Below are 9,823 nucleotides of genomic sequence, written 5' to 3'. Positions count from 1 at the left end.
ACTGTAATAACCTGTACTTGGTTGTTGGTAATATCGGGTACAGAACCCAGGTTTATAGTGGCCATAGACCAAATGCCCGTACCTACCAGTGCCACTATAAAGAGCCCAATAATAAACTTGTTATTAATGGAAAATGAAATGATTTTGTTAATCATAAAAAAAGTATTAATTCAGTTTAAACATCGCAATGCAAAGAGATGCAAAGCGTTTATGATGCGACACTTACTTTGAAAAGCATCACGATAGGATATAACTATCCTTTAAAAAACCGAATTATACTTTAGGGGGTTGGAAAAGCGATTCCAGATATCTGGAAGTGAAGTTTACTTTATATAAACTAAATTGCTTTTTATCTTCAAACTTTAACCGATTTGTTGTATCGGTATTTTTATTTGCAGCAAACAAAACTAAGGGGTGACAACATTGATGATGGCTATGTACAGGTGCATTCTCCTTATCAGAGTCATTGTGGTGCCTTTCATCTTTTGCTTCCTTACCAAAGTAATCTTCAACTACATAATCGAGGAAAGAGTCACCATAAACCTTATGGTCCTGGTAATGGGTTACGATGTTTGAAATTTCTTTAATGGGTCCACAAAAGTCCATATCAAGACTAATTCCCTGAAAAAAGAACAATAGCGACATTGATATGGAAAAAAGTGTTTTCATAAATTTTAACAAAGATACAAATTGTTTAATGCAACTGTTGTGCAAAGATTGTTCGGATGTTAGCAACAATATTTGTTTTCTTGAATTGGTGGACAAGGAACTGTTCCATAGGAGCAATAAACACAACAATTTCCTTCCTTAGGCTTTAGCAATGCTTTACAATTTTCACACTTATAGAAAAACTGGCATGTTGTTGTGGGCATCTTCTCTATTGCTTTATGATTACACGTAGGGCAGATAATTGTAGATTCAAGTAGTATATCCATTACTTTTTTACTTTATTATATTATATCCTGTACTCAAAATGGCAGTTTCTATTTTCTCAAGGTCGACTTTAGTTTCATCATATTTTATGATTGTGCTAGCCGCCTTATAATCTGCTTTAACATAAAGTACTCCATCAAATTCTGCGACTTTACTTTCAATATGTGCCTCGCAACCTGTACAAGTCATTCCTTCAATGGTTACCTTATACACTTTTACGTTCGATTTCTCAACATAAACGATTTCCTTTCTTGAATCTGGACCGGAATAAAAAATATGAGAGTAGGATGGAAATGCTAACATGGCTCCAGCGAATAACGTAATAAAGGATAATAAAACTTTGGAATTAATAAACTTTGGTTCCTGATCATCACATTCGCAATCAATTTCAGCTTTGGTTTTAGGCTTGAATTTTTGGTACCATGTAAATGCTAGAGTAAATACAGTAAAAACAATTAAATAAGGTCTAAAAGGTGCCAACCAAGAAAAGGTAGACGCTAAACCTGCAGTTCCTGCAAATATCGCAAGAACAGGCATAACACAACATATAGATGCCGTCAAGGCTGTTATAATCGAGGTCCCGATTAATTTTCTATTACCAATCATACCGAAATATTTTCTGTATTCAACAAATTTAAAATAGGGTTCAATATCGACAACTTATCTTTATTAAGCGCATAAAAAATGGTTTGAGCATCCTTTGTTGCATAAATTAAATTTCTATCCTTTAGTTTTCTTAAGTGTTGTGAAATAGCTGATACATTCATTTCCAGAATATCGCTCAAATCACAAACACATAGTCTTTCCTCTCTTTGAAGCAAGTGTAGAATCTGAAGTCTAACCTTATTTCCCGCAAGGTTGAGGACCTCGGCAACCAAAGTTAAGGGTTTTTCTAGCCCCACTATTGAAGACCGACAGTCCATTATCTGGCTAACATCTGCTTCCAACCTAATGCAAATATGCTTTTCCATTTTTCAAATATACTTATTTAAGTATTTGCTTAAATAATAAAATATACTAAATTTAAGCTACTTTAAAATTATTCTTAAATAAAAATCATTACACAAATCCCGTTTGAATTTTTGTCGTACCTTTTATTTGAAAATGCTACTTGAAAATAGATTTGGCCTCTTGATTTATCCTCTTAAAATTCTCTTGTAAATCCTCGTGAGTAAACATCTTCTTTCTTTTAGGTATCTTCTTATTGATAATAGGCAATTTAAACTGAACCTTTTTATCCTTGCCATCAGCGAAAGTTACAAACTCACCTTGTTTTAAACGAAAGAATACATCTGCCCTAACTTTAGCGACTTCTCTCTCTCCAGTAGTAATTCGTGTATCAAAATTTAGATTATAACCTCTGTTTACACTTGTGGTCTCATTCTTAACTATCTCAAAGAAGCGTTCGTAGTATTTTGCTGTGTCTGGATCATTTACTTTTCCGAAGAATTGATAAGATAAGTTGCTTAATATCGCCTTACTGGCCTTGTCCCCATACATCATATCGTTCTGTATTTTGTCCTGCATCACATAAACAGTAGCAATATCATAACTGCGCAGCGTAGCCGGAATACGGTGCATATTCAAGAGTCGGATAGTAGGTGCTTCCTCCATCAATAGAAATGACGATTTACCTGAACGTATACTCATTTGTTTAGTAATTGTATGGATAATAGTTGCTATTACCGGTGAGAAAGCAGTTTCATATTTGGGGTTGTTTACAATAGATACAACTGTTGGCTTTTTTTGAGTACTTATGTTCAATGGTACTTCATCTGCTGAGAGTACCATAAAAATGCTTTGCGTACTTATTTTCTTCAACGCATTGGCCAATGTGCTTTTTACACCGGCAGTTTGCCTATCGGAATCCTTACCACTTATAAAAGCATCTGCCATAGCTTTAGCGGTCGTATTGGAACTCAAAAAAGCAATAAGGCTGTCTGTGTCAAGAAATTGATAAATAGCTATTAGATGCGGTAATGTGCAGTATTTTGAATAAGATGTTCGTAGTTTCCAAATCATACCGCCTATTAACCCTTCCGCGGCATCAATAAAGAATTTGCTAGCTCCAAAACTTCCAGATCCTTTTTGTTCCAATAAGTTTTCCATCAGTACACGTGCCACTTCATTTACGCTCTCTTCATTTTGCAAATACTGAGGTGCAATTGGATTTACCCTATCGTAGATTTCATCAAAAGAAATAATTTTAAAATCAATTCCATTAGCTTCAAATAAAGGGTATGCCATTTCTGTTATTTCAAAGTTCTTATAATCGTGAATTATCCCACAAAAAGAATGCTCACTAAAATGTGTTAAGAAATTTAAGACTACACTTTCTGTTTTTCCACTTCCTGCAGAACCAATTATAGAAGCTCCTCGTTTAATGTTCTCAATTATAAAATTGCCCCGTTTTACTTTAAAATGAACCTGATACTTGTTGTCCTTGTTTAATGTTTCTTTCTGAAGAAACACATACAGAACCACATTTAGCAATAATAAGGGACAACCAATATAAAGACCAGCTCCCGCCCTACTTAAAAAATTCGAATCTAAAACAAATAGAATACCCAAACATCCTGATGTAATTGCCAAATTGATAGGAAAAGCAAATCGAGTAATTTTAAACGTACCCCAAAAAGTCAAAGCCAGTCCTGATATTAAAACAATAGTAAAAAATAGACCATGTGTTTCCATGTTAAATACCTATTGAACCTGATTTAAGAGCCACATCAACACCTCGCTTTAGATATTTTATCGTTTTTAAAGCTAGTTGTACTTTATTGGTAGGAATACTATTCAATGGCACACCAGCCTTACCTAAAATTTTAAAAGCAACTGCTTTCTCATTTGAAGATAACCCCATTAAAGTTGTGAAATAGACTTTAGGGTTCTTGATAAAATCTTTCTTTGATTTATAGGATTCCGCATAATTACGCTTATAGTCAAAAGTGGCATCAAATGTCTTTTCCGCTTTTGTAAAAAACGAATCCCTATCAAAACCACGCTTTACCAATTTTCCATTTATCATTACATCAGAAGCTTTGTATTTACTTCCTGGAGAAAGACTTACGGAATCAGACATATCCTTTCTACTTACGATAATATGAATATGGCTCTGGTTGCCCTCCTTATTCATTCCCTGAACAATGCGTTTTCCTTTTTGTTGATGGGGCGCTTCTTTCTCTAATCGGCAAATTTTACTTTCTAGTCTTTTGATGCTTCCCTCCTGTTGCCCTTGCTTAATTTGTCTAATTTCATTTTTTAGATTTAAAATTTTGGTTGCGACTGGTTGATTCTCCCGGACTTGTTTATCCGTTCCCTTAAAAGTTCGTTGATGTTCAATTTTAGCATAGTATTTAATATCATTAACAGTTACCTGTTTACCATTAATCTCACGATTAAAACAGCTCGCATAATCTTTCATTATCGCTCTCGTATATCGCTTCAAATCTTCTCGACTATTTTCTAATTTTCTAAGTTCATACTTACTTGGACTAACAGTAATGGAATAAAACTTAGGCTCTTTCTTTTTCAGTTTAGATGCATTCCCGTCAATTTCCTTAACCACTTCAGATGCACTTATTTCATCTCCATATTGATTGAAGAAATGTTCCATATGTTCTTGTTCCAATCCTTGGTTTTCCTTTTCTAAATATTCAACGAAACCCGCTGAACTTTGTGAATAATTGCCTCCTAATTTCTGCGCCGTTACGGTTATAAACATCACTTTAAAGTTTTATAATTCATCATCATTTTCTAATCGCTCAACAAACCTGACTTTTGACTTTTCTTCTGGCAATTCCTTTTCCAAAATCAAATTCTTCTTCGATGGCTCAGCTTGTTCAAAAAGCGATTGCATCATAGCAACCGTTGGTTTGGTTTGATTCTTTTCGATGTCCTTCATAATCGCAATCACTCCATTGATTCGCTTCTTGATCAGCGATTCCAAAGTTTGCATTTTAGGTCCGATAGCTTCATGTGGAGAAATACCATTTTCCTCGAAAAAAGCTATCATCAGAAGTAAAGCCATCGATTGCGATTCTGACATTTTCTTGCAAAACCGTCTAAATCTAATCGCTACCGAAATCTTAATCTTGAAGGTTACAAAGCCTTCTTTTTCATATCCTTTATCCATCTTTTTAGTAAAAAATTTCGCTCTTTAATGGGGCTGACGTGAGATTTTAGTAAAAAAGAAACTCTAATATTCAATTCAAAAAAAAACCAAACCGTGTTAGAGCCCATAAATACTAATGCTTTGAAAAAACTGAAAACCGAAACCTTGCGCCAGCGGGTTACCCTCTTGCTATTCCTTTTTCCCCGCAGGGGAAATTAAGAATACCTTTCCTTTAAGGTAAAGGCTCTTTTACCTACTAGCTTTAAAACAGAAAAATTTAAGAGTGGATTAGAGACAGTATTATTGATTTGGAAGTATAATTTGAAAACCGATGAATTTTCCCTAAAACAAGAAAGGCAACTTTTTAAAGCTGCCCGTTCAATTTCAAATTAGTTTTTATTTAAATTGTAAAAATGAATTTGTAATTATACAGATTACGGATTGCTTCTTCTTCCAAGACAACACTATAATCCTTCTGATAATTTACCGCATACATGCGAAGTTCTTTACCATGTTTATTTTCAATTTCTTCTCGAGATCGTTTTAACAATCGCTCTTGAGTTTCACCATCCAAGTTATTATAATTTAGATATACCATACTGCTAATATTCGCTTGGTAGCATTAATGTATTATCTACAAAATACAATCGTAATTTATCCAAAGGAAAATCTGTAAAACTATATCGATGTGATTCAAAAATGTTGTCGTTTCCATCACTATAAGTTATTATTGCTTCACATTCAAGCTCAGTTTTTTCCTTTTCAGCTAAGCGTTTAAAATCAATAGTTATAAAATAACTCTTATCCATCAAACTCTTGGCAATAACTGAAACATCCGTTATCAGCCAAAAACACCCTGCGACGTTAGCCAAGTATTTTAAACCATCCGTAAAACGAGTCCGTGTTAATGGGATTTGATAAAAGATTTCAGTACCGTTAAAATGTTGTAATCCTTCTGTAATTTCTCTAACTTTATCATTCATTGTAATTTTCTTTAAGAATTTAATAATGAAAAAGAGGGCGTATCTTTCGACGGGAACGCCCACTTTATTTTTACTCGCCTTTGATACCTAATAATAAGATTTCGTTAGCTACCACTTCGGTAACATATCGTTTTTCCCCTGCTTCGGTTTCATAGCTTCTAGAAGTCAGTTTTCCCTCAATGGCTACTTCCTTCCCCTTGCCTACAAATTTTTCAACTATGTCGGCAATTTTACCCCAAGCTACAATGTTGTGCCATTCCGTATTCTGTACTTTCTCACCATTCGAGTTCTTATAAAACTCATTGGTAGCAATTGAAAAATTAGCGACTTTCTTGCCACTTTCTAAAGACTTGATTTCAGGAGCATTTCCTACATTCCCAATTAACTGTACTTTGTTTTTTAACGTACTCATAATAAAATATTTAAAGATTAATTAATAAACTATCTGAACCATTCAGACTGTAAGTATTTTTATTTTTTTGAAATGATTTACTTATTATATCCAGAGCGTTTTCCTTTTGATTTTTTTTTAACTTTTGTTCCACGTCCATTTTAATGATTCTGTAAGATTTCATAAGATTCGTTTTAGATTTACTTCCCATAGTGCCTTCGCTGTTACCTTTTTTTGTTGCCTAGACTTTTCAATATTCCAACTTGGTTAGGCGTATAAAAAGCGTAACGGCTTTATGCCGCTGTCCAAGATGGAATGTTCTTATTTTGCTGTCAAAAAAAGGTAATAGTGGAGGTTCGGAAGTAGTACTAAATACCTTAAGAAATATATAATCATTGGATGCGGAACAAATTGAAATTCAATTTTCCTTTTAAGCGAACGTGATGTTAAAATTTTATATTGGGAATGTAGCGTTCCTGCCATTTTCGGCGGGAGAAGTGAAGTGGAAATCTAAAATTTTAGCATCTTGTTCAAGACCTTTGGCAGTGAAGCTCTTTTTCCGAAATGAAGCTTTTCGCGAAATGTAGGGGAATGTGCTGAACGGAATTATATGTAATAATATAAATCGGGGTTAATTGTACTTTAAATAATTGACAACACTTAAGATTAATTCTTCTTTTTAAATTTATTTTCAAACTTACTTTTTCTTTATCTAAAAGATTATCAATAAAATAGCACGGTGACTTCAATTGCCAAACATTAAACATTGTAGAAAACAACAGTTTTTTACGTTAATTTATTCGAAATACGCACCTAAAATTTAAAGTTTACACCAATCAGATAATCTCCGCCACCACTTTTAAATGAAAGGTCAAAATGTTCTCTAGCATAAGGTGTAGTAAATAAATATGTGCTACCGATACCTACAGCTGCACCTGCCAACACATCCCAACCGTCGTGTCTTTCACCAATACCCTCCATTCTACTCCACCCCACATATGCTGCAACGGCATATGCGGGAACTCCATATTTCCACCCGTAGCGTCTTTGAAGAAATGAAGCACCTTGAAAAGCGAACGAAGTATGACCGGAAGGAAAAGCTTTACCGTCCGTGCGCCCTTCAGGTCTATGCTTATTGATGCCGTATTTCAGCACATATGTTAGAGCTAGGTTAGTTCCTGCCGATTTGGTCAATTGCCAAAAGCCATTTTTATCTTTTTTGGCGATAACCGTTATAAAAGAAACAGCCGTGGGGGCAAACTGTGCATAGTCACCAAACGCCTGAATATTGGTTTCCCTTCTTATTTCACTTCGGGAGTCAATTTCTTGTCCAATGCCTAACTTAGTGGCTAACAATAAAAAAAGGAATAAAGTTTGTTTCATACTAACTAGTAGATTATGAAATAATCGATTAAAAATTTTTATAATCTTCTAAAAGTTTTATGTTTTGTTTTTTTATCGGCTCAAGAATTTCTATTCCAAAGTTGGTGTGAAATTTATGTTGTTGTAAGAATTGAATATTTAAAGTATTCCAGGTATCATCTGAATAGTCCATACTTAAATAATCTGACCATTCTTTTCGTAAAAGCATATTCTTTTCTAAAAACTCATTGGTACCCAAATGATACAAGTCGGCATCACAGATTATATTCTCATAAATACTTAAAGGTTGTTGAGGCATACGTGTAGCTCGTATACAATTAGTAACTGTATCCATTTTAGATTTTGGGTATTCTTCAGAACACAAAAAAGTTTTCGCTTTATCAATACCTAAGTCTTCGTGCCCCTGAAAAGTGGTTACGTTACCTATGTCATGAAACAAGGCCGCTAACAATACCGGTTCAAGCGCCTCAAAATCTAGTTTTTCATAAGCTCCAATTCTAACAACATTTTCATAAACCTGTAAAGTGTGATACTCATTATGAAAAGGCAACATATGGCATCGACTTTTTTGTAATATATTAATGCAATATATTTTTGCTCTCTCAATCAATGCGTTCATAGTCTCTAAAAAGTTTTAGAAAAATATAGCCCAACATTTCCATCAGAATAACGAGGAACAAGAGACATGTCCTTCGATTTTATAAATGGATTCCATTTAAACAGATAATCAAAATGATAAACTAATTTAGTTACCATTATACCTAAACCAGCACCTACCAACACATCAGATAACCAATGCTTATTATTAGCCATGCGTAAACCGCCAGTAACTGTTGCAAAACCATAACCAGAATAGGCTAATATTGAATTAGAATTTTTAAATTCCTCATAAACTACGGCGCCAGAGGCAAAAGTAATTGATGTATGCCCAGATGGAAAAGCGCTAGCGTTAGATCCGTCTGGTCTAATTTTGAAAACATTTTTTTTAATGGCCCTTGTAAATACATCGGTAAGAATCATTGAAATAGCAAGATTCTTTGTTTGGTCAAACCAATGATTCTCCGCTTTAACACCAGCTAAATCTGCAATATATAAAGTTGCGACTGGCGCATATCTTGTATAATCATCTAAATTTGTTCCATAGTCGTTCCCTACCCAATTTCGAGTTGTAGTATTAAATGACTTCTCAAATCCACTATCGGATAAAACGATTCCCGTTCCTATTAGAGATAAAGGAACTATACTTTTTTTCAACAAAGTGTTTTTCCTACTTTGAAAAGTAGAATCTTTTTGTGCATAACAAAAGACTAAACTGGTCAAAAGAAAAAACATTAAAAAAAATTTATTCCTCATTTTTTAAAATTTATAGACGAAACCAAGAGCAAAACTTTTTTCGTCGTTTGAAAATGTAAGTTCCATATGCTCTCTTTGATATGGAGTGGTAAATAAATAAGCACTACCTATACCAACTACAGCGCCAGCAAGTACATCCCAACCATCATGTTTTTGTGCATTTATACGACTATATCCTGTAAAACCAGCCAGCGCATATGCAGGAATTCCATATTTCCAGCCATACCGCTTTTGAATAAAAGCTGCACTTTGAAATGTCGTAGATGTATGACCAGACGGAAAGGCCCTGTCGCCGTTATTAAAAGGTCGTTTTTTATCGGTTACATACTTTAAACCTATAGTTATCGCCTGATTAACCGCAAAGCCTTTAGCAAATTGCAAAGTTCCTTTATAATCTTTAAGTATCAACGAACTAGTTAATGCTGACGCAGGTAATGCAAACAGTAATACGTCTCCAGATGACTGAATTGTTCTACTCTGTCCCAATAAATTGTTACTGCCTATTAGTAGAAGTGAAGTTATTAAGACAATTAAAAGATGGGTATTCCAGAGATTTTCTTTATAAATAAAGTATATTCTACTTATCATTAATTAAAAGGTTACTGTTAACACCTATTACCTAGGTTACATATTTCGAATTAATTTTAAACGAAAGTAAACACCAAT

14 protein-coding genes are annotated in these 9,823 nt (G+C 34.1%); all 14 read right to left on the bottom strand.

The window, feature by feature from the left end:
- Positions 1-273: 273 nt before the first annotated feature.
- Positions 274-669 (bottom strand): hypothetical protein, encoded by a 396-nt coding sequence (locus B2Z27_RS10620; RefSeq protein ID WP_233273965.1) that lies wholly within the window; start codon positions 667-669, stop codon positions 274-276.
- A 59-nt stretch (positions 670-728) separates the two neighbouring features.
- Positions 729-935: a GDCCVxC domain-containing (seleno)protein gene (locus B2Z27_RS10615; protein WP_286813629.1), complete on the bottom strand. Its 207-nt coding sequence runs from the start codon at positions 933-935 to the stop codon at positions 729-731.
- 7 nt (positions 936-942) lie between these two features.
- Positions 943-1,539: a mercuric transport protein MerTP gene (merTP, locus tag B2Z27_RS10610; protein ID WP_286813628.1), complete on the bottom strand. Its 597-nt coding sequence runs from the start codon at positions 1,537-1,539 to the stop codon at positions 943-945.
- The gene (locus B2Z27_RS10605; RefSeq protein ID WP_286813627.1) at positions 1,536-1,904 is read right to left on the bottom strand and encodes an ArsR/SmtB family transcription factor; all 369 of its coding nucleotides are present in this window, start codon (positions 1,902-1,904) and stop codon (positions 1,536-1,538) included. Before B2Z27_RS10605 ends, merTP begins: the two co-directional genes overlap by 4 nt.
- A gap of 136 nt (positions 1,905-2,040) precedes the next feature.
- The gene (locus B2Z27_RS10600) at positions 2,041-3,627 is read right to left on the bottom strand and encodes a type IV secretory system conjugative DNA transfer family protein (RefSeq protein WP_286813626.1); all 1,587 of its coding nucleotides are present in this window, start codon (positions 3,625-3,627) and stop codon (positions 2,041-2,043) included.
- Between the two features lies 1 nt (position 3,628).
- Positions 3,629-4,657 (bottom strand): MobB family relaxase, encoded by a 1,029-nt coding sequence (mobB, locus tag B2Z27_RS10595; RefSeq protein WP_286813625.1) that lies wholly within the window; start codon positions 4,655-4,657, stop codon positions 3,629-3,631.
- Positions 4,658-4,669: 12 nt separating this feature from the next.
- On the bottom strand, positions 4,670-5,068 hold the full coding sequence (locus B2Z27_RS10590; RefSeq protein WP_068486770.1) for a BfmA/BtgA family mobilization protein: 399 nt from the start codon (positions 5,066-5,068) through the stop codon (positions 4,670-4,672).
- Positions 5,069-5,447: 379 nt separating this feature from the next.
- A complete protein-coding gene (locus tag B2Z27_RS10585) occupies positions 5,448-5,645 on the bottom strand; it encodes a hypothetical protein (RefSeq protein WP_068486768.1) in 198 nt (65 codons plus the stop codon).
- Positions 5,646-5,649: 4 nt separating this feature from the next.
- Positions 5,650-6,030: a DUF6876 family protein gene (locus B2Z27_RS10580; RefSeq protein WP_099189237.1), complete on the bottom strand. Its 381-nt coding sequence runs from the start codon at positions 6,028-6,030 to the stop codon at positions 5,650-5,652.
- 70 nt (positions 6,031-6,100) lie between these two features.
- Positions 6,101-6,442, bottom strand: a complete 342-nt coding sequence (locus B2Z27_RS10575) for a single-stranded DNA-binding protein (RefSeq protein WP_286813624.1) — start codon at positions 6,440-6,442, stop codon at positions 6,101-6,103.
- Between the two features lie 792 nt (positions 6,443-7,234).
- Positions 7,235-7,804 carry a phosphatase PAP2 family protein gene (locus B2Z27_RS10570; RefSeq protein WP_286813623.1) on the bottom strand — a complete coding sequence of 190 codons (570 nt, stop codon included), beginning with the start codon at positions 7,802-7,804 and terminating at the stop codon, positions 7,235-7,237.
- Positions 7,805-7,832: 28 nt separating this feature from the next.
- Positions 7,833-8,357 (bottom strand): HD domain-containing protein, encoded by a 525-nt coding sequence (locus tag B2Z27_RS10565; protein ID WP_286813622.1) that lies wholly within the window; start codon positions 8,355-8,357, stop codon positions 7,833-7,835.
- Positions 8,358-8,428: 71 nt separating this feature from the next.
- Complete coding sequence (locus B2Z27_RS10560; RefSeq protein WP_286813621.1) at positions 8,429-9,058, bottom strand: phosphatase PAP2 family protein; 630 nt, start codon at positions 9,056-9,058, stop codon at positions 8,429-8,431.
- Between the two features lie 102 nt (positions 9,059-9,160).
- Entirely contained in the window at positions 9,161-9,745 is a 585-nt protein-coding gene (locus B2Z27_RS10555; protein ID WP_286813620.1) for a phosphatase PAP2 family protein, read from the bottom strand.
- Between the last annotated feature and the right edge of the window lie 78 nt (positions 9,746-9,823).

It is taken from the genome of Maribacter sp. UBA3344 (assembly GCF_002362375.1).
GTDB lineage: Bacteria > Bacteroidota > Bacteroidia > Flavobacteriales > Flavobacteriaceae > Maribacter > Maribacter dokdonensis.
The sequence above is the reverse complement of the archived record's forward strand: the minus strand, read 5'-3'. Positions and strand labels throughout refer to the sequence as shown.

Excerpts from the sequence above, each read along its gene's own strand:
- B2Z27_RS10620 (WP_233273965.1), bottom strand. The coding sequence starts at position 669 with ATGAAAACACTTTTTTCCATATCAATGTCGCTATTGTTCTTTTTTCAG.
- B2Z27_RS10615 (WP_286813629.1), bottom strand. The coding sequence starts at position 935 with ATGGATATACTACTTGAATCTACAATTATCTGCCCTACGTGTAATCAT.
- merTP (WP_286813628.1), bottom strand. The coding sequence starts at position 1,539 with ATGATTGGTAATAGAAAATTAATCGGGACCTCGATTATAACAGCCTTG.
- B2Z27_RS10605 (WP_286813627.1), bottom strand. The coding sequence starts at position 1,904 with ATGGAAAAGCATATTTGCATTAGGTTGGAAGCAGATGTTAGCCAGATA.
- B2Z27_RS10600 (WP_286813626.1), bottom strand. The coding sequence starts at position 3,627 with ATGGAAACACATGGTCTATTTTTTACTATTGTTTTAATATCAGGACTG.
- mobB (WP_286813625.1), bottom strand. The coding sequence starts at position 4,657 with ATGTTTATAACCGTAACGGCGCAGAAATTAGGAGGCAATTATTCACAA.
- B2Z27_RS10590 (WP_068486770.1), bottom strand. The coding sequence starts at position 5,068 with ATGGATAAAGGATATGAAAAAGAAGGCTTTGTAACCTTCAAGATTAAG.
- B2Z27_RS10585 (WP_068486768.1), bottom strand. The coding sequence starts at position 5,645 with ATGGTATATCTAAATTATAATAACTTGGATGGTGAAACTCAAGAGCGA.
- B2Z27_RS10580 (WP_099189237.1), bottom strand. The coding sequence starts at position 6,030 with ATGAATGATAAAGTTAGAGAAATTACAGAAGGATTACAACATTTTAAC.
- B2Z27_RS10575 (WP_286813624.1), bottom strand. The coding sequence starts at position 6,442 with ATGAGTACGTTAAAAAACAAAGTACAGTTAATTGGGAATGTAGGAAAT.
- B2Z27_RS10570 (WP_286813623.1), bottom strand. The coding sequence starts at position 7,804 with ATGAAACAAACTTTATTCCTTTTTTTATTGTTAGCCACTAAGTTAGGC.
- B2Z27_RS10565 (WP_286813622.1), bottom strand. The coding sequence starts at position 8,357 with ATGTTGCCTTTTCATAATGAGTATCACACTTTACAGGTTTATGAAAAT.
- B2Z27_RS10555 (WP_286813620.1), bottom strand. The coding sequence starts at position 9,745 with ATGATAAGTAGAATATACTTTATTTATAAAGAAAATCTCTGGAATACC.